The following is a 24,732-nucleotide window of genomic DNA, read 5'->3' as shown; positions in this document are numbered from 1 at the left end:
GTCATTCAGTTGCACCGAGGTGATGCTATCGCACAAGCCAGCTCCCACATTAGGATGGGCGGTGCTTAGAAGTTACTCAGCATCCAGGTGCATAGGAGTGATCACTCGGCCATCTTTCTCGGCCTGCCCCAGCTGCGCATCGATGAAGTACACGCGGTCATCTTCCAACTGGCCCTTGTCTACCAGGTAATCCTTGATGGTGCTGGCTCGGTCTTGCCCCAACTGGCGCAGTAGCACATCACTACCACTCCAGAACTTGATCACACCGTCCTTGAGCTTCGCCGAGCGCTCATCGCTGCCCAGGTCCTTCCATTCGGCCGGTGGTTGCTGTTTGAGACGGGTGCGGTAGATGCCTTCCAGCAAGGGTGCTTTTTCCTTCTCCGGCACTTCAAGCAACGAGGCCTGGGCCGGGACTTTGTCGCCACGGCGCTGGAGGATCTTGTAGTAGTTGTATTGGTATTCACGTTCCAGTCGCTGTGCGGCCAGGAATGGCCCGTCGCTGCTGGCAGCGGCCGTGCCTTCAATTTCCAGGCGCAGGGCAGGGCGTTCTTTCAGCGCCTTGGCCAGGGTGTTCAGGGCGCCTTCGGCGTCTTTGTTCAGCTCACTGGAGCCTGCGGCGAACGACACATTGCCCAGGTCTTCAGAGCCACCCCCGGTGACCAGCCCGCCAATGAACTTGAAGGGCGCTGTTGCCGCGCGCACCACGAGGTTACGCAGGGTCTGCCATACAATCGGCATCACGCTGAATTGTGGGTTGTTCAGGTCGCCGCTTACCGGCAGTTCGATGGAGATCTTGCCGTCGGAGTCCTTGAGCAGGGCGACAGCCAGGCGAATCGGTAAGTCGACGGCATCGGAACTGTCGACCTTCTCACCCAGTTGCAGTTGCTCGACCACCACTTTGTTTTCAGCCTTCAACTGGCCTTTGGTGATCACGTAGTGCAAATCGAGATTCAAGCGGCCCTTGCGGATGCGGAAGCCTGCGAACTTGCCCGAGTAAGGTGTCAGGTTGGTCAGCTCGACACGCTTGAAGCTGGTGGCGATGTCCAACGCGGCCATCGGGTCAAACGGGTTCACGCTGCCTTTGATCGTCACTGGCGCGTAACGGTCCACCTTGCCCTTGATGTCGACGCTGGCCGGCTTGGCTTGGCGGCTGTCGATGGTGCCAATCTGGCCGTTGAGCTGTTGAATTGCGGTGGCAAAGTTGGGCGTGAGGCTGAAGTCGGCAAAGTTGGCCGAACCGTCGTTGATCGCGATCTGGCCGATATGAATGCCCAAGGGCTTCTCGTTGCTGGCTGCAGGTTTGGCGGCCGATTTGCCGCCGCTGTCGGCGGGCTGCGGGATCAGCAGGTCGTCGATGTTGGTGGTGCGATCTTCGTTGATCATGAAGCGCGCATACGGCTGCAACAGGTTGACCTTGTCGATCGACAGGCTTTGGCCGTGCTGGTAGTTCACGCCCTCCAGCACCAGGCGTTGCCATTTGAGGAAGTCGCGGGTCTTGAGGGTGTCCAGGGTATGCAACTGGTCAACCTGGGCGCGGCCGGTGACTTGAAGGGCCAGTGGCTCGGTGCTTTTGAGGTTCACGTCCAGGTTGCTGCCCAGCATGCCGCTGCGCAATTCCAGGCGAATAAACGGGCTGATATAGGCCTGGGCGACCCGCAGGTCGATGTCCTGGGTGTTCACTTTCAGCTTGGCGCTGACGGGGTTGAGGTTAACCTCGCCGGTTGCCTGGATCTTGCCTTGTTTGCCCAGGCCGGTGTCGATCTTCAAGGCAAAGGGGCTCTGGTTGAGGCTGTCGAAGTTCTGTACGTCGACATTCAACGGGCCCAGTTCCAGCGCGACAGCGGGTTTAGCCTGGCGGTCGGCCAGGTGCACCTGGTAGTTACGCAGTTGCACATCCTTGAGCAGCACTTGCCACGGCTTGCTCGGGGCCGCCGGTTGCGCCGAAGGCGCGTCGGCAGCGGCTGGCTCCGATGCCTTGGCAGGCTTGCTCGGTTGGCTGGCGAATAGTTTTTGCCAGTCCAATTGGCCATCGGCCTCACGGGCGGCCCAGGTTTCCAGCTTGTTGCTGCGGATCTTGCCGACAACCACCTGCTGCTTGGCCAGGTCTACCGTGGTTTCGCTGACGTCCAGGCGTTCCAGGCGTGCCAGTGGCCGACCATCGGGGGCCTTGATCGCAAAGGGGGCGATGCTGGCGGCGGTGTTGGTCAGGTTCAGCTCGGTCTCTTTGGCCAGGCTGAATTTGTAGTCAGTGCTGAAGTTGAGCACCCCGTCTTCCAGCACCAGTGGCAGGGCGTCACGCACATACGGCCACCAGGCTTTCATCTTGCCGTCGGTAACCTTCAAGGTGCCTTCGGAGGTGATCGGTACCAGGCTGAAGTTGCCTTTCCAGTCGATCTGACCCCCTTCGGGGCCCGCGGCGACCAGGGTCATGTCGGCATTGTCGTCGGGCAACGTGCTGAGGTTTTTCAGCTCGAAGTCGAGTTCGTCGTAGAGGAATTCGATGGGTTCGCTGGGGCGCAAGTCCTGGAAATGCACGTTACCACCGGCCAGCTTGATGCTGTCGATACGCAGTGGGAACGGCTTGGCATCAGGATCGGCCGGGGTTGGCTCGCTCGGCGGCAGTTTGAACAGCTGCGCCAGGTTCAGTTGGCCGGACTTGTCGAACAGCAGTTCGGTCTTGGGCTTGTCCAGTTGCACATCGGCCAGGTGCAGGGCGCGGGTCCAGAGGCTGTCGATCTGCAGGTTGGCGTAGAGGCGTTCGAAACCCACTTGCTCTTTGCCCGGCTCACCAATCTTCAGGCCCCACAGCGTCAGTTCCAGGCTGAAGGGGTTGAGTTCGATACGCTCGATTCGCGCCGGCACTGTGGCGTAGTTGGCCAACTGTTGGTTGGCAATGCGAAGGGCGATGCCGGGTAATATCAGAAAGCCCAGCAAGCTGTACAAAGCAAGGGCGGTCAACAAGGCGCCTACGGCGCGGATCAATCCTTTGGGCATGGGTGAACGCCATCTATGTCGAACGAGAGTGCCTTGGAGTATGGCACGGGAATTCGGTTCCGAAGAACCGTGGGCGCTGGGAAACTTCCTACAAGTGCAGGATCAGGGTCTTCAGCGGAGGCTGTTGGTCCCTGGAAGGAAAGTCGGCCCCGGGTGTTATCACTTGCCACTCGCGTACCGGGCGCCCGGCTTTTTCTGCGCAGCGCAGCACCTGCTCACGCCAGTCCTCCATGCTGACCTTTGCCAGGTTGTTGCAGCAAATCAGCACGCCATTGTCGGCGGTGGCCAGCAGTGCGGGTTTGAGCAGGCTTTGATAGTCGCGCAACAAATCGACGGTGCCGAAAGCGCTCTTGGCCCAGGCGGGAGGATCGAGCAGTACCAGGTCGTACTGGCGTTGCTCCAGGCGTGGATAGCTCGGCAGTTTCTGCCCGCGCCGCTGGGTGATGGGCAGGCCCGCCAGTTGACGAATCGCCGGGAAGTAATCGGACTGCACAAACTCCATGCTCGGCAACTGCGGGTTGAGCTGGCCGTTTTCACGCCCCACCGCCAGGTTGCCCTCGGCAAAATCCAGGTTGCACACCTCGCGTGCGCCGCCTGCTGCAGCGCTCAAACCGACGCCGCAGGTATAGGCGAACAGGTTCAGCACGCTTTTGCCGGCGCTGTGGTCCTTGACCCAGCCCCGCGTGTTTCGCAGGTCGAGGAACAGCAATGGGTCTTGCCCGGCGTGGCGCCCACGCACACGGTAATTGAGGCCCCACTCGTGGCCTACCAGGTCTTCCAAAGCGCCAGGCTCGGCGCGGTACACCGTGTCTTCGCGGTCGATACGCGAGTTGCCGCGGGCACGGTCGTTGTACACCAGCAACAATTCCAGGCCCATGTATTGGTTGATCAATTGGTGCAGGTCCAGCAGGTCTGCCGTTTCCAGGGACTGGTGGAAGCTTTGTACCAGCAATTGTGGGCCGTAGCGGTCGATGGTCAAGCCACCAGCGCCTTCCTGGCTGCCGTGGAACAGCCGATAGCAGTCCGTGCCCTGGGCGTGCAGCGTGTTGATCAGGTCTTGGCGGTGATCGAGGGCGGCGCGCAGCGCCTGATTCAAGGGAGTCATGGAGCGCGCCTTGCTTGCAGATGAATAAGAAAAAGGGGGCGCGAAGTTTAACAGCTAACCCCGGCCTGCACAGGCCGGGGATTATCCTGGCGCTACCGGTTGAGGCGTTTGTCGATCAAACCGTCCACCACGCTGGGGTCGGCCAGGGTCGAGGTGTCGCCCAGGCTGTCCAGTTCGTTGCAGGCGATCTTGCGCAAGATACGCCGCATGATCTTGCCGGAGCGGGTTTTCGGCAGGGCAGGCGCCCATTGGATCAACTCCGGTTTGGCGAAGCTACCAATCTCCTTGCTGACCAACTCCAGCAGGTGCTTTTTCAACGCGTCGCTGGGTTCGACGCCATTCATGGGGGTGACAAAGGCGTAGATGCCCTGGCCCTTTACGTCGTGGGGGTAGCCCACCACAGCGGCTTCGGCGACCTGATCATGCAGCACCAGGGCACTTTCCACCTCGGCGGTGCCAATGCGATGGCCCGAGACGTTGATCACATCGTCGATGCGCCCGGTGATCCAGTAGTCACCGTCTTCATCGCGCCGTGCGCCATCCCCGGTGAAGTAGTAGCCGGGGTAGGGCTTGAAGTAGGTGTCGATCATGCGCTGCGGGTCGCCGTAGACGCTGCGAATCTGCCCCGGCCAGCTGGCCTTGATCGCCAGGACGCCACTGCCGGCGCCAACGATTTCTTTGCCCTGTTCATCGAGCAACACCGGTTGTACGCCGAACATGGGCTGTGTCGCGCAGCCCGGTTTGATGCGCTGGGCGCTGACCAGCGGGCTGAGCATGATGCCGCCGGTTTCGGTCTGCCACCAGGTATCGACAATCGGGCAGCGCTGTTCGCCGACGGCGTTGAAATACCAGTCCCAGGCTTCCGGGTTGATCGGCTCACCCACGCTGCCCAGCAGGCGCAGGCTGGCGCGGGACGTGCTTTGCAACGGGCCGTGGCCTTCACGCATCAGGGCGCGCAGGGCGGTGGGCGCGGTGTAGAAAATATTCACCTGGTGTTTATCGATGACCTGCCAGAAGCGCGAACTGTCCGGATAACTCGGCACGCCTTCGAACATCAGGGAGGTGGCGCCATTGGCCAGCGGGCCATAGACGATATAGCTGTGACCGGTGACCCAGCCCACGTCGGCGGTGCACCAGAACACTTCGCCCTCTTGGTAGTCGAGCACGTACTTGAAGGTCATCGCCGCTTGCAGCAGGGAGCCAGCGGTGGTGTGCAGCACGCCTTTGGGTTTGCCGGTGCTGCCGGAGGTATAGAGGATGAACAGTGGGTCTTCGGCGTCCATCGGCTCGGGTGGGCAGTTGTCGCTGGCGGCGTCCAGGGCGGCTTGGTACTTGAGGTCGCGGCCTTCGTGCCAAGTCACGCTCGCTCCGGTGCGCTCCACCACCAGTACCGTGCTGACATTCGGGCAACTGGCCAGGGCTTTGTCGACGTTCTGCTTCAGGGCCACGGGCTTGCCACCGCGTACGCCCTCGTCGGCGGTGATCACGGTGCGGCAATCAGCGTCGAGAATGCGGTCGCGCAGGGCGTCGGGGGAGAAACCACCAAACACCACCGAGTGCACCGCGCCGATTCGCGTGCAGGCCAGCATGGCGTAGGCCGCCTCGGGAATCATCGGCATGTAGATGCATACGCGATCACCTTTGCTCACGCCACGGCTTTTCAAGACGTTGGCCAGGCGGCTGACGTTTTGGTGCAGTTGGCGGTAAGTGATGGTGTTGGATTGTTGCGGATCATCGCCTTCCCAGATGAAGGCCGGCTGATCGGCGCGTTGCGCCAGGTGGCGGTCGATGCAGTTGTAGCTGACGTTCAACTGACCACCGGCAAACCATTGGGCGGCACCGGTGTGGATGTCTGACTGCTGGACGCTGTGCCAGGGTTTTATCCAGTCGAGAAAGCCCTTGGCCTGTTCGGCCCAGAAGGTGTCTGGCTGATCGATGGATTGGCGATAGAGGCGCTGGTAGTCCTCTTGACTGAGCTGCGCAGCCCGGCGGACGGCATCGGCGGTGGGAAAGGTGCTGATATCGAACATGAGCACTCCTTATTCTTGTTTTTGCGACAAGTCATAAAGATGCACCCTGAGGCGGGAGGGTTCAAGGCCAACGTCCAAACGGACGTTGGCCTTGAATGCACGGCTTCAGCCGCGGTGACGACCGCGGAAGTAGTTGATCAGGCCCTGGGTCGAAGCATCTTCGGCCAAGGTCTCTTCGGCGCCGGTCAGGCGGTTGTACACGCCTTTGCCCAGCTCTTTGCCCAGTTCAACGCCCCATTGGTCGAAGGCATTGATGCCCCACACCACGCTCTGCACGAACACCTTGTGTTCATACATCGCCACCAGCGCGCCCAGGCGGCGCGGGCTGATGCGCTCGACCACCAGGGTGTTGCTCGGACGGTTGCCCGGGATCACCTTGTGCGGTGCCAGCTTCTGTACGTCGGCTTCCGGCAGGCCCTTCTCACGCAGCTCGGCTTCGGCCTCGCTGCGGGTCTTGCCGAGCATCAGCGCCTGGCTCTGGGACAGACAGTTGGCGTACAGCCACTGATGGTGGTCGGACACCGGGTTGAAACTGACAATCGGCACGATGAAGTCGGCCGGGATCAATTGAGTCCCTTGGTGCAGCAACTGGTGGTAAGCGTGCTGGCCGTTGCAGCCTACGCCGCCCCAGATCACCGGGCCGGTATCGGTGGACACGGGCGTGCCGTCCTGGCGCACGCTCTTGCCATTGGATTCCATGTCCAGCTGCTGCAAATGCTTGGTGATGTTACGCAGGTAGTGGTCGTACGGCAGGATCGCATGGCTCTGCGCACCCCAGAAGTTGCCGTACCACACGCCCAGCAAGCCCAGCAGCACGGGCATATTGGCTTCGAACGGTGCGTTCAGGAAGTGCTGGTCCATGGTGTAGGCACCCGACAGCAGTTCCTTGAAGTTGGACATGCCGATAGCCAGGGCGATTGGCAAGCCGATGGCCGACCACAGCGAGTAACGCCCACCGACCCAGTCCCACATTGGGAAAATGTTCTCTTCGCGGATACCGAACGCCACGGCCGCGGCATTGTTGCTCGAGACGGCGATGAAGTGGCGATACAGCTCGGCTTCCGAGCCCCCCTGGGCCAGGTACCAGGCGCGGGCGGCCTGGGCGTTTTTCAGGGTTTCCAGGGTGTTGAAGGATTTGGACGAGACGATAAACAGCGTGGTCTCGGCGCGCAGCTTCATGGTCAGCTCGTGGAACTCGCTGCCGTCGATGTTCGCCAGGTAATGGCAACGCACGCCTTTATGGGCGTAGGACAGCAAGGCCTCGGAGACCAGCTCCGGGCCGAGGAACGAACCACCGATGCCGATGTTCACCACGTCGGTGATCGGTTTCTCGGTGTAGCCACGCCACAGGCCGTCGTGGATACGGCCGACCAGGTCAGTGATCTGGTTCAGCACCTTGTGCACGTCCGGCATGATGTTCACGCCGTTGACCGACAGCTTGTCGCCCACCGGGCGGCGCAGGGCGGTGTGCAGGGCAGGGCGGCCCTCGGAGGAGTTGACCGGTTCGCCAGCGTACTGCGCGTCGATCGCCGCCTTGAGATTGACTTCCTTGGCCAGGCCCACCAGCAGGTCGCGGGTTTCGCTGGTGATCAGGTTTTTCGAGTAATCGAGGAAAAGTCCGCAGCTGCTCAAGGTGAACTGGGAAAAACGCTGAGGATCGGCATTGAACGCCTCGCGCATGCTGAAATCCTGCATGGCTTGGCGATGTTGAACAAGCGCTTGCCAGGCGGGCAGCGCGGTAACGTCATGAGGGGTGCGGTAGTACGCCATCGCTGCGGGTTTCCTTTTTATTACGGGGACTGCCTTTAGGACACTTCAAAGCCCGGAACATCCAGTCTTATCGCAAGGATTGGGTTCCAGACAGCGCTAACCATAGCGCAGGGCAGTTACATTAAACCTAGCGTGTGGATATGTCTTGGCTTTGTCTGCGCTGTGGCCGGTACTTTTTTATACCGGCACAGCCGTCGGGGCAACAGGTTGAGGGTAAAGCGGGGTCAGGCGAGGTTCAGGTGCAGGTTATCGATCAGGCGTGTAGCCCCCAGATAAGCGGCGACCAGGATCACCACATCACGATCTTCAGCCGTGGCCGGGCGCAGATGCACGCCTTGGCGCACTTCCAGGTAGTCCATGCGCAGCCCTGCGGCTTCAATCTGCTGGATGTGCTCGGCGCGAAGCCTGGCGAAATCATGATCACCGCCCTTGATGGCCGTGGCGATCTGGCTGAGCGCGCGGTACAGCACTGGCGCGACCGCCCGTTGCTCCTCGGAGAGGTAACCGTTGCGTGATGACAGCGCGAGGCCGTCCTCGGCGCGCACGGTGGGCTCGCCGATGATCTGGATCGGCATGTTCAGGTCGCGGACCATGGCGCGGATCACCGCCAACTGCTGGTAGTCCTTCTGGCCAAATACGGCCATGTCCGGCTGGACCATGTTGAACAGCTTGCTGACCACCGTGGCCACGCCTTCGAAGTGCCCTGGGCGGCTGGCACCACACAAACCTTCAGACAGTTGTGGCACGCTGACACGGGTCTGGCCGTTCATGCCATCGGGGTACATTTCCTCGACCGTGGGCGCGAACAGCAGATTGCAACCGGCCTGCAGGAGTTTTTCCTGGTCGGCGGCCAACGTGCGCGGGTATTTGTCCAGGTCTTCGCCAGCGCCGAATTGCAGCGGGTTGACGAAAATGCTCGCCACCACAAAATCCGCTTGCTGCGCGGCCTTGGTCACCAAGGTGGCGTGGCCGCTGTGCAGGTTGCCCATGGTGGGTACAAAACCGATGCGCTTGCCGGCGCTGCGGGCGTGGGTTACGGCAGCCCGCAGTTCGCGGACGGTTTTAACGGTGTTCATGCCGAGAATCCGTGTTCAACGCTTGGGAACGTCACGTTTTTGACTTCACTGACGTAGGCGCTCAGGGCGGCGTGGATGCTGTCCTGGCCGGCCATGAAGTTCTTCACGAACTTAGGCACATGGCCGGTGATCGACAGGCCGAGCATGTCGTGCAGGACCAGCACCTGGCCATCGGTGGCGGAGCCGGCGCCGATGCCGATCACGGGCACTTTGACGGCCTGGGTGATTTCGGCAGCCAGTTCGCTCGGCACGCACTCCAGCAGAATCATCGCCGCACCGGCCTGTTCCAGGGCGATGGCATCGGCGCGCATCTGGCGGGCCTGGGCTTCGTTGCGGCCCTGGACCTTGTAGCCACCGAGGATATTCACCGACTGCGGCGTCAGGCCCATGTGTGCGCACACTGGCACGCCGCGCTCGGCCAGCAGCCTGATCGACTCGGCCAGCCATACGGCACCTTCGACTTTGATCATGTGCGCGCCGGCCTGCATCAGCTTGCCGGCGTTCAGGAAGGTTTGCTCAAGGGTGGCGTAACCCATGAACGGCAGGTCGGCGATGATAAAGGCGCCCTTGTTGCCACGCTTGACGCTGGCGGTGTGGTAGGCCAGTTCATCGGTGGTCACGGGCAGTGTGCTGTCATTCCCTTGGAGAACCATGCCCAGGGAGTCGCCCACCAGCAGCACTTCGACGCCAGCCTTGCAGCTGGCGTGGGCGAAAGTGGCGTCATAGCAGGTCAGCATGGTGATTTTTTCACCTTTGAGCTTGAGGCTCTGCAAGGTGGTCAGGGTAATGTCTGGCATGAAAAGGGTCCTCGTTCAGGCGCTTGGAAACAGCGAGTAACGCGCGTGAGTCTTCGTTTATACAGGCGCACTGTCTTGAAAGCAGTGCTTATAAGGCCTGGATTGCGCCCTGTCGCGCCGGGTTGGCGGCAGCGGGACGCCTATAGTCGTGAGGAGGACACGGGAAGTCAATTGGATGTGTTACCGCATTGTTACGATGGCGGTGTTACCGCTGTTACTGAAGCGATTGCGCAACGGGTGCGCGGTATTCCGGCCAAAGAAGATCAAAGGTGGGAGCTGGCTTGCCTGCGATGGCATCCATTCGGTGTGGCTGATACACCGAGTCGCTTGCATCGCAGGCAAGCCAGCTCCCACATTGACCGAGTCATTCTTGCGGGAGGCGTTCCAGGCCGACGAATGGGCAGGCTGTGAGCAGGTCGCTCAAGCGTTGGCCGTCAGGCAGCTGCAGGTCTGCCGGCGCTAGTTCGGCCAACGGATACAGCACAAACGCGCGCAGATGCATCTGGTAGTGCGGCACCTTCAGGCGCCGCTCGTCGATCAGGCGATCACCGAACAGCAGGATATCCAGGTCCAAAGTGCGCGGGCCCCAGCGTTCCAGGCGTTCGCGGCCCTGATCGTTCTCGATGGCTTGCAGCGCATCGAGCAGGTCCAACGGCGCCAGGTGGCTGTCCAGCGCCGCAACGGCGTTGGTGTAACGCGGTTGGCCTGGCAGCAATGAATCGCTTTGGTAGAAGGCGGACACACCGGCGAGCTGGGTGCCAGGCAATTGCGCCAGCGCCTCGATCGCGCTGCGCAATTGTTGCTCCGGGGCAGCCAGGTTGCTGCCCATGCCGATGTAGATACGTTCCACGTTTATTCGCCCGCAGCGCCCGAGGCATCGACACTGCTGCGTTTACGCTTGGTACCGCTGCGGCGACGCTTTTTCGGGCCTTCGCCAGCGCCATCACCTTTGCTGCCTAGCTCACGAATCATCTCGCGGCGCTGGCTGTCATTGGCGTCCTGATAGTCGGTCCACCATTCGCCCAGGCCATCGGTCTGCTCGCCCGCGCTTTCACGTAGCAGCAGGAAGTCGTAGCCGGCACGGAAACGCGGGTTGTCCAGCAACAGGTCGGCGCGCTTGCCGCTGCGGCGTGGCAGGCGCTCCTGCATGTCCCAGATCTCACGGATCGGCATGGTGAAACGTTTGGGGATGGCGATGCGTTGGCACTGTTCGGCGATCAGCTCGTGAGCCGCTTCCTGCATGGCCGGGATCGGCGGCATGCCACGGTCCTGCAAGCGCAGTACGCGTTTGGGCAGGGCCGGCCACAACAAGGCGGCAAACAGGAACGCCGGGGTCACCGGCTTGTTCTGCTTGATGCGCAGGTCGGTGTTGATCAGGGCTTCGCTGATCAAAGTGTGGGTGTACGTCGGGTTGTACTCCAAGGCCTCGGCGCTGGCCGGGAACAATGGGTCGAACAACTGCAGGTCCACCAGCATTTCAAAGGTGTCGGCGGCGTAGCCCGAAAGGAACAGCTTGAGCACTTCTTCGAACAGGCGCGCCGAGGGGATTTCCCGCAGCATCGGCGCCAGTTCGCGAATCGGCGCGGCGGTGTGCTTTTCGATGCCGAAGTTGAGCTTGGCGGCGAATCGCACGGCGCGCAGCATGCGCACCGGGTCTTCCTGGTAGCGCTGCGTCGGGTCGCCGATCAGGCGGATCAGGTTGTTGCGGATGTCGTGTACGCCGTTGGCGTAATCGAGGATGCGCTCGCTGACCGGGTCGTAATACAAGGCATTGATGGTGAAGTCGCGACGTTGCGCGTCCTCTTCCAGGGTGCCATAGACGTTATCGCGCAGGATGCGCCCGCTCTCGTTGCGGGAGGACTGGTTGGTGTCTTCCTCTTCATCGTTTTGCGGGTGCCCGGCGCGGAAGGTCGCGACCTCAATGATTTCGCGACCAAAGTGGATATGCACCAGCTTGAAGCGCCGGCCGATGATTCGTGCATTACGAAACTCGGCGCGCACTTGTTCAGGCGTGGCGCTGGTGGCGACGTCGAAATCCTTGGGCGTGATGTTGAGCAACATGTCGCGTACGCAGCCACCCACCAGGTAGGCCTGGTAGCCGGCGTTCTGCAAACGTTCGACGATGTTCACTGCATAACGGCTGAATTGAGCGCGCTGCAGCGAATGCTGGCTGCTATTGAGCACTTCAGGCGTGCTGCGTTTGTGTTGCGTTCGACGCAAGGGAGAACGGAATGACTGGAACAACTTCTTCAGCATGGGATGCACTGTTTGAAGGAATGTTCGGCCATAACGAAGAATGACCGCATGATGGGCGGGGATTCTAGCATTTAGTCGGGGGATGGTGTAGGAACAAGCTAAAGGCATTGCGCCATAAGCGTTTGACGGTCAAATCCCGGAAACTACAAGGGGAGCCGAAGCTCCCCCAGAAGTAGTTGCGTGCTCTATTTTTATTATTGATGTCGGGCTTCTTGTTTTTGTTGATCGCCCTCGCCATGAAGCTTCACCTTCATGACACTCCCAATCGGGAGTCAAGAGCAAACGGATTGCTTTGGTCGCTGTGTTGCTGATCTACGATCCAACCAGTTCAGGCTCTGCCTTAGGGCAGTTTTTGTTGTTCTCGGCCTGGTTGCGGGGCAAGCCCCAAATGCAACGCCTCTCCAAAAGAATCAGTTAGCTGCGCCTCCGCCGTGTTGTTTTTGTTATGCGTGAGTCGATTCGTCTTATTTTTATTGTCTTGTACAAAGCTTGTTATTGTTTTTGTACTAAGCATATAGCAGGGTGCGTGCCAACTTTTGCGCCGACCAGCAAAACCGGGGGTTTGGGCTGGTTTCGACGGTTGGAGGGCCAAAAAAAGCCGGGGCTTCGTTACCGTAAGCCCCGGCTTTTGTTACGTGAAAAGTCAGCGGTAACAGTTTTTTCACATCAACAGGTGTTACCTGTGGGGCTGCGCCCTCAGCTTTCGCTGGCCACCCCGGTCTTGCGCCGTGGAATGCCCAGGCGCTGGCGCCGTTCCCACAGGCATTTGCGACTCACGCCCAGCTTGCGTGCCAGCTCGGTCTCGGTCATATGGTCCTGATGCTCGAGCACGAAGTGCTGGAAGTAGTCTTCCAGTGACAAATCTTCCGTCGGTTCATGGCTGGTATTGCTGGCCCCACCCTGCTGCGGGGCCAGGCCGATGAAGTCGTCGTCATCCAGGTCACTGAGCTCAATGTCGATGCCCAGCAACTCGGCGGAAATCTCCGGGCTCTCCGACAGAATCACCGCGCGCTCGACGGCGTTCTCCAGCTCACGCACGTTCCCTGGCCAGGAGTAGTGACGGATCGCCTGCTCGGCGTCGGCGGCAAACTTCAGGTCGGTGCGGTCAATACGTGCGCCCTGACGCAACAGGAACGCGTTGGCGATCTCGTTGACGTCGGCGCCACGCTCGCGCAGGGCTGGCAATTTAAGTGCGATGACATGCAGGCGGTAATACAAGTCTTCACGGAACTGGCCAATCTTGGCCAGGCTCTTGAGGTCTCGGTGTGTCGCCGCGATCAATCGAACATCGACCTTCTGCGATTGCACCGAACCGACGCGGCGAATTTCGCCTTCCTGCAGTACGCGCAGCAAACGCGCCTGGGCTTCCAGGGGCAGCTCGCCAATTTCATCGAGGAACAAGGTACCACCGTCCGCGGCTTCCACCAGGCCCGCACGCCCGGCGCTGGCGCCGGTGAACGCACCTTTCTCGTGGCCGAACAACTCGGACTCGATCAGGGATTCGGGGATCGCCGCGCAGTTCACCGAGATCATCGGCGCCTTGGCACGCTTGGACAGGTTGTGCAGGGCGCGGGCCACCAGTTCTTTACCGGTGCCCGATTCGCCCTGGATCAATACATTAGAGTCGGTCGGTGCCACTTTGCGGATCTTGCTGTACAAGTCCTGCATCGGTGGGCAGGAGCCGATAATGCCGATCTCGCCGTTGCTGTTGTCGACACCCGGTTTTTCGCCGGCGCTGGCCTTGCCGGTGGGGCGCTGCTCGGCAGGCGCGCTGCTGGCCGACACACGGTCACGCAGGATGCGCGCCACGGCCTGGAGCATCTCATCGTGATCGAAAGGCTTGGCGATGTAGTCCACCGCGCCCATCTTCATCGAGTCCACCGCCGAGCGCAGGCTGGCGTAGCTGGTCATGATCAGCACCGGGGTGCCCTGGCCCAGCTTGATCAGCTCGGTGCCCGGGGCGCCGGGCAGGCGCAGGTCGCTGACAATCAGGTCGAACGTGGGAATGCTGAATCGCTCTTGGGCTTCCTGCACCGAGCCGGCTTCGCTGACCTGGTACTGATTACGTTCAAGCAGGCGTCGCAAGGCAGAGCGGATAATGGTTTCGTCTTCGACGATCAAAATGTGCGGCATTGATTCAATTCTCTCGACGGTCTCAGTTCACAGCGGACGTCGCTTCGACATGACGCGGCAAGGTCACCCGGATACGGGTGCCGCGTTGGCTTTGTGTGTCAGCCGGGCTGTCGATGGTGATTTGTCCATAATGCTCTTCAACGATGGAATAGACCAGTGCAAGGCCCAGACCGGTACCTTCACCGGGGTCCTTGGTGGTGAAGAAGGGTTCGAACAATCGGTCCATGATGTTCTGTGGAATGCCGCTGCCTTCGTCTTCCACGATCAGGTCGACCGTGTGTTCGAAAGCCTCGCTCTTGACACGTACAGCACTGCCGGCCGGCGACGCGTCGCGGGCGTTGGACAGCAGGTTGATCAGCACCTGGGCCAGGCGTTGTGAGTCGCCATCAACCCAATGGTCCGGATCGCACAGGTTAAAGAACTGTACTTCGAAATTGCGCCGGTTCAAGGCCAACAGCCCAATGGCATCCTGCGCCACTTCGGCCAGGCATACCGCTTCGTCCTGATTCTGATGGGCGCCGGAGTGGGCAAAGCTCATCAGCGACTGGACGATGCGTGACACCCGCTTGGTCTGTTCGAGGATCTGCCCGCTGATTTCGGTGATTTCCCCGTCTTCTTCGCGTTCTTCGCGCAGGTTTTGCGCCAGGCAGGCGATACCGGTGATCGGGTTGCCGATTTCATGGGCCACGCCGGCCGCCAGGCGCCCGATGCTGGCCAGGCGTTCGGAGTGCACCAGCTTGTCTTCGAGCATCTGTGTATCGGTCAGGTCTTCCACCAGCAGCACCAGGCCGCTGTTGCCTGGCGCCAAGGGTTCGTCGATGGCAGCTTTGTGCAAGTTGAGCCAGCGGGTTTGGCCGTCGAGGGCCAAGTGTTGCTTGTGCAAGTGCTCGTCCGGCAGGTTAATAAAACCTTGCAGCAGCTCTCTCCATGGATCGCCCAGGGTATTGAGGCGCGAACCCACCACCCGCTGGGCGGCGATGCCGGTGAGTTCTTCCATGGCCTTGTTCCACATCAGGATTTCCTGGTCCTTGGCCAGGGAGCAGACGCCCATCGGCAGTTCCTGCAAGGTTTGGCGGTGGTAGCGGCGCAGGGCGTCGAGTTCGGCGGCCAGGCCTGTGAGGCGTGAGTGGTAATCCTCCAGCCGGCTTTCGATGAAGTGGATATCTTCGGTAACGTAGTTTTCGCCACCGGCCTTGTAGGGCAGGAAGGTTTCGACCATGTCCTGGGACACGCTGGGGCCCATCAAACCGGACAGGTTGGCCTCGATACGGTCACGCAGACGGCGCAGGGCATAGGGCCGGCGCTCGTCAAACGGCAGATAGAGGTCGCGCAGTGCCTGTTCGACTTCCTTTTGTGCGGCCTTGGCGCCCAGGGGCTTGGCCAGTTGCGTGGCGAACTCCTGGGGCGAGGCTGCGTGCAGTTCGCGGCGTTGCGGGCGGCGCACGTTATCCACCGCGCAGGCTTCGGCGGCGCTGGTTTCTTCGGCGCTGGCGTTGGTGAACAGCGAGATCAGGGTAAACATCAGTACGTTGGCGGCCAGCGAGGCGATGGCCGCCATGTGCCAACTGGTGTCGTCCAGCACGTAAATCATGTTCAGCAACGGGATATAGAAGCCCTGCAGGTTGCCGACCAGCGGTAGCAGCATGGTCACGGTCCACACCAGGATCCCGGCCAGCAGCCCGGCAATAAAGCCACGGCGATTGGCGGTCGGCCAGTACAGCACCGACAACACGCCCGGCAGGAACTGCAAGGTGGCGACAAACGCGACGATGCCGAGGTTGGCCAGGTCTTGCCCGGCGCCCAGCAGCAGATAAAACGCGTAGCCGGCCATGATGATCGCGACGATCAGCGCGCGTCGGGTCCATTTCAACCAGCGGTAGATATTGCCTTCAGCCGGCGGCTGGTACAGCGGCAGTACCAAGTGGTTGAGCGCCATGCCCGAGAGTGCCAGGGTGGTGACGATGATCAACCCGCTGGCGGCCGACAACCCGCCTACATAGGCCAGCAGTGCCAGGGCCGGGCTGTTGGCAGCAATACCGATGCCCAGGGTGAAATACTCAGGGTTGGTGGTGGCCCCCAGTTTCAGGCCGGCCCACAGGATCAGCGGCACCGCCAGGCTCATCAGCAGCAGGAACAGCGGCAAGCCCCAGCTGGCGCTGACCAGCGAGCGCGGGTTGAGGTTCTCGGTGAAGGTCATGTGGTACATGTGCGGCATCACGATCGCCGAGGCGAAGAACACCAGCAGCAGCGTACGCCATGGGCCTTCCTGCAAGGGGGTATGCAAGGCGGCGAGGGCGGTCTGGTTTTGCAGCAGCCACAGCTCCAGCTGTTGCGGCCCGTCGAATACGCCGTAGAGCGCATAAAGGCCAACGCCGCCGATGGCGATCAGTTTGATGACCGACTCGAAGGCAATCGCAAACACCAGGCCTTGGTGTTTCTCGCGGGTGGCGATATGGCGAGACCCAAAGAAGATGGTGAACAAGGTGATCAGCGCGCAGAACGCCAGGGCAACCCGATGTTGCACGGGCTCGCGGGTCAGGATGCTGATGGAGTCGGCCACCGCCTGGATCTGCAGGGCCAGCAACGGCAGCGCGCCGATCAACATGAAGATGGTGGTCAGCGCGCCGGCCCAGGTGCTGCGAAAGCGAAAGGCAAACAGGTCGGCCAGGGAAGACAGCTGGTACGTCCGGGTGATTTTCAGGATCGGGTACAGCAGCACCGGCGCCAGCAGGAACGCGCCCGACACCCCAAGATAACTGGAGAGAAAGCCGTAGCCGTACTGATAGGCCAACCCCACCGTGCCGTAGAACGCCCAGGCACTGGCGTATACGCCCAGGGACAAGGTGTAGGTCAACGGATGGCGAATGATCGCCCGCGGAATCATTCCGCGCTCACTGATCCAGGCCACGCCAAATAACGCAGCCAGGTAGGCGGCGCTGATCAGCAGCATCTGGGTGAGACTAAAGCTCATCGGCATCTTTTTGGCTCTGCAGGATGAAGGTCACGACGATCAGGATCAGCCATAGCAGATAAGGGCGATACCAGGCGCCCGTGGCGTCGATCCACCAATCCATGATGGCGGGGGAGAACAGGTAGATCCCGACGACCAGCAGCAGGACCAAACGATAGATGTACATGTTGGCCTCTGATTAAAAATCTGCCGCGATGTTAACGGATGGCTGGCAACCTGCAAGCGCCTTCAACTCAATTGCGCTTCGGCCAGGGTCAGTGTGCGCGGGATGCGCGTGGCGTCCCAGTGCGCAATGCCCCAATCCAGCAGTTCTCGGGGGCTGGCGTACCGCAGCTGTGCGTCAGGTTGTTGGCCAAGGGCGCGCAGTGCTCTGAGCAGCAAAGGCGTGGCCTGGTCGGCGGTCAACGGTGGGGAGCGGTAGGACTTGCCCAGTTTGTTGCCGTCTGGCTGCACGATCAGCGGTACATGCAAGTAGCGTGGCTGGCGCAGGCCGAGCAGCTCTTGCAGGTACAGCTGGCGCGGTGTGGAGTCGAGCAGGTCGGCGCCGCGTACGATATCGGTTACACCTTGCCAGGCGTCATCGAGCACCACCGCCAGTTGGTAGGCGTAGAGGCCGTCGCGGCGACGGATGATGAAGTCGCCGGCATCACGGCCCAGATGCTGGCGGAACTCGCCCTGCACACGGTCGGTAAAGTGGTATTCCAACTCGGGCACGCGCAGGCGAATGGCGGCATCCTGCTGTTCGTGGCCGGCATTGCGGCACAAGCCTGGGTAAATCCCGTTGTAGGGCTCCAACTGCTTGCGCGAGCAGGTGCAGGCGTAGGCCAGACCGTGGTTGAACATATCGTTCAGCACTTTGGCGTAGGCATCATGCCGCTCGCTCTGGCGAACCAGTTCGCCATCCCATTCAAAGCCGTAGCTTTCCAGCGCATGCAGAATCGCCGCCTGGGCGCCGGGCTCTTCACGGGGAGGGTCGAGGTCTTCCATGCGCATCAACCAACGGCCCTGGTGGGCGCGTGCGTCGAGGTAGGAGGCGAGGGCGGCAACCAGGGAACCGAAGTGCAAATGGCCGCTGGGCGTGGGGGCGAAGCGCCCGATATAAGTAGAGGCTGTCATGGCCCGGATACTACTGCATAACCGGTAAACGCCAGAAACAAAAATGGAGCGTTCGCACGCTCCATTCGTTCAACTCGGCAAAGTTACTTGCCGACCTGTTTTTCCTTGATTTCAGCCAAGGTCTTGCAGTCTACGCACAGGTCCGCGGTTGGGCGGGCCTCCAGGCGACGAATACCGATTTCGACGCCGCAGGATTCGCACCAGCCGTATTCTTCGTCTTTGATCAGTTGCAGGGTCTTGTCGATCTTCTTGATCAACTTGCGCTCGCGGTCGCGGGCGCGCAGTTCGAGGGCGAACTCTTCTTCCTGGCTGGCACGATCGGCCGGGTCAGGGAAGTTGGCCGCTTCATCCTTCATATGGTCAACCGTACGGTCGACTTCCTGCATCAAGTCCTGTTTCCACTTGTTGAGGATCTTGGTGAAGTGCTCGCGCATGGGCTCGCCCATGTACTCCTCGCCCTTTTTTTCGACATAGGGTTCGAAGCCGCCGAGGCCTTGAGTCTGCTGTTGCTTTGCTTGGGTGGACATGAATAGACCGCCTCTCACTCTTCTAATCCATTGCGCAGGATTGCAACGTCACCGACACCTGCCGGCCCTGCGGCTGCAAGCGGGCGAACTTACCAGATAGATTCAGGGTGCGCTACTCCCGGTTGTCGAGGTCCAGGGCAAAGGGGTTGCAAACCGCAGCAGCCCGCCATGACTGGGTATGTATCGCCTCGAATGTTGATTTTAGCTGTTTTACGAGCGTGCGCAGGGTGCACTTGCAGCCCCAATCAGGCAATAGAGCATGTTTTACCGTGAGGGTTCGGTAGAATCCAGATTTTGTCCTCACCGTCTAAGGAAGGCTAATGGCTCAGCCCTACAGTGCGCGCAGTCGCGCCATCGAACCTTTTCATGTCATGGCGTTACTGGCGCGTGCCAATGAGCTGCAGGCCGACGGTCACGACGTGATCCACCTGGAAATCGGCGAGCCGGACTTCACCACCGCCGAGCCGATCATCCAGGCCGGCCAAGCCGCGTTGGCAAACGGTAAAACCCGCTACACCGCCGCCCGCGGCTTGCCCGAATTGCGTGAAGCCATCAGCGGTTTCTACCAGCAACGCTACGGTTTGAGCATCGATCCGCAGCGTATTCTGATCACTCCTGGTGGCTCCGGTGCGTTACTGCTGGCCAGCAGTTTGCTGGTGGATCCGGGCAAGCACTGGCTGTTGGCTGACCCAGGCTACCCCTGCAACCGACACTTCCTGCGCCTTGTAGAGGGCGCTGCGCAGTTGGTGCCGGTCGGCCCGGACGTACGCTACCAGTTGACCGCCGATCTGGTGGCCAGGCATTGGGACCAGGACAGTGTCGGCGCACTGGTGGCATCGCCCGCCAACCCCACCGGCACGATCCTTACCCGGGACGAGTTGGCTGGGCTGTCGGGCGCCATCAAGGCGCGCAACGGGCACTTGGTGGTCGACGAGATTTATCACGGCCTCACCTACGGCACGGACGCGGCCAGTGTGTTGGAGGTCGACGATGACGCTTTTGTCCTGAATAGTTTTTCGAAGTATTTCGGCATGACCGGCTGGCGCCTCGGTTGGCTGGTGGCGCCGCCTGAAGCGGTGGGTGAGCTGGAGAAATTGGCGCAGAACCTCTACATCAGTGCGCCAAGCATGGCCCAGCACGCCGCGTTGGCCTGTTTCACCCCGCAAACCCTGGAGATCCTGGAGCAGCGCCGTGCCGAGTTTGGCCGCCGTCGTGACTTCCTGCTGCCGGCCCTGCGTGAGCTTGGGTTCGGTATCGCGGTGGAACCCGAAGGCGCCTTCTATCTGTATGCCGATATCAGCGCGTTCGGCGGCGATGCCTTCGCGTTTTGCCGGCATTTCCTCGAAACCGAGCATGTGGCCTTTACGCCCGGGTTGGATTTCGGTCGCTACCAGGCGGGCCATCACGTGCGGTTTGCCTACACGCAAAACCTCGATCGGCTGCAAGAAGCGGTGGAGCGGATCGCCCGTGGTTTGCGGAGCTGGCAAGGCTGATGCGTTTTAATCCTCCTCTTGAAGAAGGGCGGCTGATCCGCCGCTACAAGCGCTTTCTCACCGATATCGAAACCGTTACCGGCGAGTTGCTCACCATTCACTGCCCGAACACCGGCTCGATGCTCAACTGCATGGTCGGAGGTGGCCAGGTCTGGTTCAGCCGTTCTACGGACCCCAAGCGCAAGTTGCCGGGCACCTGGGAGATTGCCGAAACGCCTCAGGGCCGGCTGGCGTGTGTCAACACCGCGCGTGCCAATCAGTTGGTGGAAGAAGCCTTGCTGGCCGGTGTGATCACTGAGCTCAATGGCTTTACTGCGTTGAAGCGTGAGGTGCCTTATGGCCAGGAGAAAAGCCGCATCGACTTTCGCCTGGATTACCCCCAGGGCGCTGCGTTTGTCGAGGTCAAAAGCGTCACCTTGGGCTTTGATGGCAGCTCGGTGGCGGCTTTCCCCGATGCGGTGACCCAGCGCGGTGCCAAGCACTTGCGTGAGCTGGCGCACCTGGCGCGCGACGGTATACGGGCCGTGCAGTTGTATTGCGTGAACCTGTCGGGGATCGACGCGGTGCGCCCGGCGGTGGAAATCGACGCCGGTTATGCGGCAGCGCTACGTGAGGCCAAGGCTGCAGGGGTAGAGGTGTTGGCCTATGGCGTCCGGGTCACGCCGCAGGAGATTTACGTCGAACGTCGGCTGAAGGTGCTGCTGGGCGACTAGAGATCGACCCACAATCCCTGTTCGTCTTCGCGGCCGGGCAGGGTGGTGAGGCTTTGGCCTGCGCAAGGTCCGGCGATGCACTCGCCGCTTTCAATCAGGAACAGCGCGCCATGGGTGGCGCATTGGATCAGGCTGGCGCTGTCGTCGAGGAAGCGATCTGGCTGCCATTCCAGCGGGATGCCGCGATGGGGGCAGCGGTTGAGATAGAAGTACGCAATGCCGTCCCGGCGCACCGCCAACAGCCTGTGGCCATCGATATCAAAACCGCGGCTGCTGTTGGGGGCGAGGTCGCTTGAGGCGCAGAGAAACTTCATTTCAATCCTTAAGTGCCTTGACGTGCAAATGCAAACAATTATCAAATGCCTGCTTCGCCCGTCAGCTGACTGGGTGCTCAATACGATGCCTGGCAGCGGTTATCTGTCACATCAATGAGTGCTTGAGTGGCCCTGCCCTAGGAAGGAAACCCTGTTATGCGCCTGAGTACCAGCGCTATTGCGCTTGTTGCCTCACTGCTGGTCAACCCTGGGGCGCACGCCTCTGAACTGCCGCAACGCTGGGTCAGTGCCGGCGGGGCGCTGTCGGAATGGGTGACGGCCCTGGGCGGAGAGTCGAAGTTGGTGGGGGTGGACACCACCAGTCAGCATCCGGCGTCGCTCAAGGCCTTGCCGAGCATCGGTTATCAACGGCAGTTGTCGGCCGAAGGCATTCTCAGCCTGCGCCCGCAAATCCTCGTGGGCACGGAGGAAATGGGGCCGCCGCCGGTGCTGGCACAGATTCGCAACGCCGGGGTGCAGGTGGATATGTTCTCGGCCCAGCCGGATTTGCCCACGCTCAAAAGCAACCTTGAACACCTGGGGAAACTGCTCGGCAGTGAGGCTAAGGCTGATGCCTTGTTTGCCGGGTATGAACAGGCGCTGGCACAGCAGAAAAACTGGGTGGCCAAGGCCCAGGCTACGCAAAAGGCTCCACGCGTGCTGTTGCTGCTCGGTCATGCCGGTGGCAAGCCGCTGATCGCGGGCAAGGACACGGCCGCTGATTGGATGTTGCAGCAGGCTGGGGGGCGTAATCTCGCCACGCATGTGGGCTATAAACCGTTTTCGGTGGAATCGCTGGCGGGTTTGAGCCCTGAGGTGCTGGTGTTTGCCGATCGCGCCCTGAGCGGGGACGCGGCGCGTGCCGCCTTGTTCAAGGAAAATCCGATCCTTGCCTCTACGCCGGCAGCCAAGAGCGGCCGCGTCTTTGAGCTGGATCCGACCTTGCTGGTAGGCGGTCTGGGGCCTAGATTGCCGCAAAGCCTGGAGAAACTGTCTGCCGGTTTTTATCCGTCCCAGCCTAAGCCTGCTCAATGACCACTCTGGTTAAGCCAAAAACGCTGTTTATCGGGCTGTCGCTGCTGTGTGTATTGGCGATCTGGCTTTCATTGGCACTGGGGCCGGTCAGCCTGCCGTTAGTGGACACGCTCAGGGCTGCGCTAAAACTGATGGGCGTTCCGATAGAGGCCCAGGGGTTGGAGCAGGCCGAGTTGATCCTGGGGGAGATTCGCCTGCCGCGGACACTTTTGGGGCTGGCGGTCGGCGGTGTGCTGGCATTGTCGGGTGTGGCGATGCAGGGGTTGTTCCGCAACCCGCTGGCCGATCCTGGCTTGGTCGGCGTGTCCAGCGGTGCCGCGCTGGGAGCGGCGGTGGCGATTGTCGGTGGCTCGTTCTTTGGCGGGCTGCCGGATGCCTTCGGGCCATACCTGTTGTCGCTGTGTGCATTCCTTGGTGGCTTGGGCGTCACGGCGCTGGTCTATCGGCTGGGGCGTCGCAATGGCCAGACCAATGTCGCGACGATGTTGCTTGCCGGTATCGCGCTGACGGCCCTGGCCGGTTCTGCGGTGGGGCTCTTTACCTATTTGGCTGACGACGCCACCTTGCGCACGCTGACGTTCTGGAACCTGGGCAGCCTCAATGGCGCAAACTACTCGCGGTTGTGGCCCTTGCTGCTGGTGAGTGCGGGCGTGGCGCTGTGGTTGCCGCGCCGGGCCAAGGCGCTGAACGCGCTGCTGTTGGGTGAGTCTGAGGCCAATCATCTGGGTATTGATGTTGAAAGGCTCAAGCGTGAGCTGGTGTTCTGTACGGCTTTAGGCGTTGGCGCTGCAGTGGCGGCGGCGGGCATGATTGGTTTTGTCGGGTTGGTGGTACCCCATCTGGTGCGGTTGCTGGCGGGGCCAGATCATCGGGTGTTGTTACCGGCCTCAGTATTGGCGGGGGCGAGCCTGCTGTTGTTTGCGGACCTGGTGGCGCGGCTGGCGTTGGCGCCGGCGGAACTGCCGATCGGTATTGTCACCGCGTTTATCGGTGCGCCGTTTTTCCTCTATTTATTGTTACGAGGGCGCGCCTGATGTTGCGGGTAGAAGCGTTGCAGATCCGGCGTGGTGGGAAAACCGTGCTGGCCGATATCACCTTGGACCTTTTGCCGGGCGAAGTGCTGGGCGTTCTGGGCCCCAATGGCGCCGGCAAAAGTACCTTGCTTGGGGCGCTGTGCGGGGAGTTGCAGCCGGATCAGGGCAAGGTCTGGCTGGATCAGCAGGCGCTCAAGCACATGACCGGCGCGCAGCGTGCCCAGCGCCTGGCGGTACTGCCACAATCTTCCACCCTGGATTTTGCTTTTCGTGTCGAAGAGGTGGTGGGCATGGGCCGCTTGCCTCATCAGACCGGGCGAGTGCGCGACGACGAAATCATCAGCGCGGCCCTGCACGCGGCGGATGTCGGCCACCTGAGTGGCCGCAGTTACCTGGCGTTGTCCGGCGGCGAGCGGCAACGTGTGCACCTGGCGCGGGTATTGGCGCAGTTATGGCCGGGTGAGGCGGGGCAGACGTTGTTGCTGGACGAGCCCACGTCGATGCTCGACCCTCTGCACCAACACACCACCTTGCAGGCTATTCGACACTTTGCCGACAGAGGCGCTGCGGTGCTGGTTATCCTGCATGACTTGAACTTGGCGGCGCGTTACTGCGACCGGATCCTGTTGCTGGAAAACGGCCGCCCCCACGCGTTGGATACGCCCTCGAAAGTCTTGCAACCTGAGCCGCTCAAGGCTGTATTCGGCCTGGATGTGTTGGTACAGCCGCATCCGGAGCGTGGGCATCCGCTGATCATTGCGCGCTGAGGCCGGTTAATTCGCGGGCAAAAAAAGACCCGGCAAGAGCCGGGTCAAATAACCGTGATTAGCCTGATGAGGAGATAATCTGAGAGTCCGAACCAATGGTCTTTCAGTTATCGGCTGATCTCGCGACCAGTTGTGATAATCATAACGATTCTCATTTGAGAGTCAACATTTGTTTTTCTGCCTCATCCAGTTTTTCTCAAACGCTCGTTTGTAATGCCCGTAAACACGGGGTTTGAGTGCCGCTCTAGTTCTTCTGATGCACTGAAATCGCTTCCAGCTGACGGTTCAAGGCCTCCTTGCGCTCCGCGGGTATGTCGTTCCAGTGCACATCCATCAATGCCCCTTCAATCGCATACAGCAGAACCTTCGAGGCTCGAAACCCGCGCGTGCGCACGGCTCGGTAGGCATCGACCGCCCCCAGCCGACGCAGGTCGGACGCGCTGTGGATGCCCACCGCATGCAGCCACTGCGCTGACGTCTTGCCAAGGTTTTTCAGGTGTTGCAGCTCATCGTTCATCAAGCCTCCTTGCGTTGGCTGAATGGTGCGGTGGGTGTCGTGACCAGGCAGCCTGAAAATGAGTGTAGCGCTCAGTAGGAAAAG

The 24,732-nt window shown here is 61.0% G+C and carries 20 protein-coding genes; 5 read left to right on the top strand and 15 right to left on the bottom strand.

Annotated elements, in window-relative coordinates:
- Window positions 1–72: 72 nt before the first annotated feature.
- The 13 genes from ACWHXD_RS26675 to dksA form a co-directional block, all read right to left on the bottom strand.
- Window positions 73–2,994: a DUF748 domain-containing protein gene (locus ACWHXD_RS26675; RefSeq protein WP_138761957.1), complete on the bottom strand. Its 2,922-nt coding sequence runs from the start codon at window positions 2,992–2,994 to the stop codon at window positions 73–75.
- An 88-nt stretch (window positions 2,995–3,082) separates the two neighbouring features.
- The gene (locus ACWHXD_RS26670; RefSeq protein WP_089042459.1) at window positions 3,083–4,099 is read right to left on the bottom strand and encodes a class I SAM-dependent rRNA methyltransferase; all 1,017 of its coding nucleotides are present in this window, start codon (window positions 4,097–4,099) and stop codon (window positions 3,083–3,085) included.
- Between the two features lie 92 nt (window positions 4,100–4,191).
- Window positions 4,192–6,129 carry an acetate--CoA ligase gene (gene acs, locus ACWHXD_RS26665; RefSeq protein ID WP_499084854.1) on the bottom strand — a complete coding sequence of 646 codons (1,938 nt, stop codon included), beginning with the start codon at window positions 6,127–6,129 and terminating at the stop codon, window positions 4,192–4,194.
- A 105-nt stretch (window positions 6,130–6,234) separates the two neighbouring features.
- Window positions 6,235–7,899, bottom strand: coding sequence for a glucose-6-phosphate isomerase (pgi, locus tag ACWHXD_RS26660; protein WP_056785050.1), 1,665 nt, complete (start codon window positions 7,897–7,899; stop codon window positions 6,235–6,237).
- A 224-nt stretch (window positions 7,900–8,123) separates the two neighbouring features.
- Complete coding sequence (panC, locus tag ACWHXD_RS26655) at window positions 8,124–8,975, bottom strand: pantoate--beta-alanine ligase (RefSeq protein WP_032895282.1); 852 nt, start codon at window positions 8,973–8,975, stop codon at window positions 8,124–8,126.
- On the bottom strand, window positions 8,972–9,772 hold the full coding sequence (panB, locus tag ACWHXD_RS26650) for a 3-methyl-2-oxobutanoate hydroxymethyltransferase (RefSeq protein ID WP_032895284.1): 801 nt from the start codon (window positions 9,770–9,772) through the stop codon (window positions 8,972–8,974). The genes panC and panB overlap by 4 nt, the downstream gene beginning before the upstream one ends.
- Window positions 9,773–10,136: 364 nt before the next feature.
- Window positions 10,137–10,622: a 2-amino-4-hydroxy-6-hydroxymethyldihydropteridine diphosphokinase gene (gene folK, locus ACWHXD_RS26645; RefSeq protein ID WP_138761959.1), complete on the bottom strand. Its 486-nt coding sequence runs from the start codon at window positions 10,620–10,622 to the stop codon at window positions 10,137–10,139.
- A gap of 2 nt (window positions 10,623–10,624) precedes the next feature.
- A complete protein-coding gene (locus ACWHXD_RS26640; protein ID WP_098950355.1) occupies window positions 10,625–12,028 on the bottom strand; it encodes a polynucleotide adenylyltransferase PcnB in 1,404 nt (467 codons plus the stop codon).
- A 696-nt stretch (window positions 12,029–12,724) separates the two neighbouring features.
- Window positions 12,725–14,161, bottom strand: a complete 1,437-nt coding sequence (locus ACWHXD_RS26635) for a sigma-54-dependent transcriptional regulator (RefSeq protein ID WP_003194155.1) — start codon at window positions 14,159–14,161, stop codon at window positions 12,725–12,727.
- A gap of 22 nt (window positions 14,162–14,183) precedes the next feature.
- Window positions 14,184–17,138 carry a sensor histidine kinase gene (locus ACWHXD_RS26630; protein ID WP_499084851.1) on the bottom strand — a complete coding sequence of 985 codons (2,955 nt, stop codon included), beginning with the start codon at window positions 17,136–17,138 and terminating at the stop codon, window positions 14,184–14,186.
- On the bottom strand, window positions 17,122–17,298 hold the full coding sequence (locus tag ACWHXD_RS26625; RefSeq protein WP_003176118.1) for a hypothetical protein: 177 nt from the start codon (window positions 17,296–17,298) through the stop codon (window positions 17,122–17,124). Before ACWHXD_RS26625 ends, ACWHXD_RS26630 begins: the two co-directional genes overlap by 17 nt.
- 62 nt (window positions 17,299–17,360) lie before the next feature.
- Entirely contained in the window at window positions 17,361–18,248 is an 888-nt protein-coding gene (gene gluQRS, locus ACWHXD_RS26620) for a tRNA glutamyl-Q(34) synthetase GluQRS (RefSeq protein ID WP_138761960.1), read from the bottom strand.
- An 83-nt stretch (window positions 18,249–18,331) separates the two neighbouring features.
- Complete coding sequence (gene dksA / locus ACWHXD_RS26615) at window positions 18,332–18,775, bottom strand: RNA polymerase-binding protein DksA (RefSeq protein ID WP_003194150.1); 444 nt, start codon at window positions 18,773–18,775, stop codon at window positions 18,332–18,334.
- A 320-nt stretch (window positions 18,776–19,095) separates the two neighbouring features.
- Between dksA and ACWHXD_RS26610 the strand changes: the two genes are divergently transcribed.
- A complete protein-coding gene (locus ACWHXD_RS26610; protein WP_138761961.1) occupies window positions 19,096–20,268 on the top strand; it encodes a pyridoxal phosphate-dependent aminotransferase in 1,173 nt (390 codons plus the stop codon).
- Window positions 20,268–20,981 carry a DNA/RNA nuclease SfsA gene (sfsA, locus tag ACWHXD_RS26605; RefSeq protein ID WP_138761962.1) on the top strand — a complete coding sequence of 238 codons (714 nt, stop codon included), beginning with the start codon at window positions 20,268–20,270 and terminating at the stop codon, window positions 20,979–20,981. The genes ACWHXD_RS26610 and sfsA overlap by 1 nt, the downstream gene beginning before the upstream one ends.
- Here sfsA and ACWHXD_RS26600 read toward each other — a convergent pair.
- A complete protein-coding gene (locus ACWHXD_RS26600) occupies window positions 20,978–21,295 on the bottom strand; it encodes a Rieske (2Fe-2S) protein (protein WP_138761963.1) in 318 nt (105 codons plus the stop codon). The genes sfsA and ACWHXD_RS26600 overlap by 4 nt on opposite strands.
- 156 nt (window positions 21,296–21,451) lie before the next feature.
- On the opposite strand from ACWHXD_RS26600, the gene ACWHXD_RS26595 reads away from it, so the two are divergent.
- Genes ACWHXD_RS26595 through ACWHXD_RS26585 form a run of 3 tightly spaced genes read left to right on the top strand, consistent with a single transcriptional unit; the run spans window position 21,452 to window position 24,131 of the window.
- Window positions 21,452–22,330, top strand: a complete 879-nt coding sequence (locus ACWHXD_RS26595; RefSeq protein ID WP_138761964.1) for a heme/hemin ABC transporter substrate-binding protein — start codon at window positions 21,452–21,454, stop codon at window positions 22,328–22,330.
- Complete coding sequence (locus ACWHXD_RS26590) at window positions 22,327–23,364, top strand: FecCD family ABC transporter permease (RefSeq protein WP_138761965.1); 1,038 nt, start codon at window positions 22,327–22,329, stop codon at window positions 23,362–23,364. Before ACWHXD_RS26595 ends, ACWHXD_RS26590 begins: the two co-directional genes overlap by 4 nt.
- Entirely contained in the window at window positions 23,364–24,131 is a 768-nt protein-coding gene (locus tag ACWHXD_RS26585; RefSeq protein WP_057711130.1) for a heme ABC transporter ATP-binding protein, read from the top strand. Before ACWHXD_RS26590 ends, ACWHXD_RS26585 begins: the two co-directional genes overlap by 1 nt.
- 244 nt (window positions 24,132–24,375) lie before the next feature.
- Here ACWHXD_RS26585 and ACWHXD_RS26580 read toward each other — a convergent pair whose 3' ends face one another.
- Entirely contained in the window at window positions 24,376–24,648 is a 273-nt protein-coding gene (locus tag ACWHXD_RS26580) for a TfoX/Sxy family protein (protein WP_044268551.1), read from the bottom strand.
- Window positions 24,649–24,732 lie beyond the last annotated feature (84 nt).

This window comes from Pseudomonas fjordensis (assembly GCF_976987115.1).
Note: the sequence above shows the minus strand (reverse complement) of the source record. Positions and strands in the feature narration are given on the sequence as shown.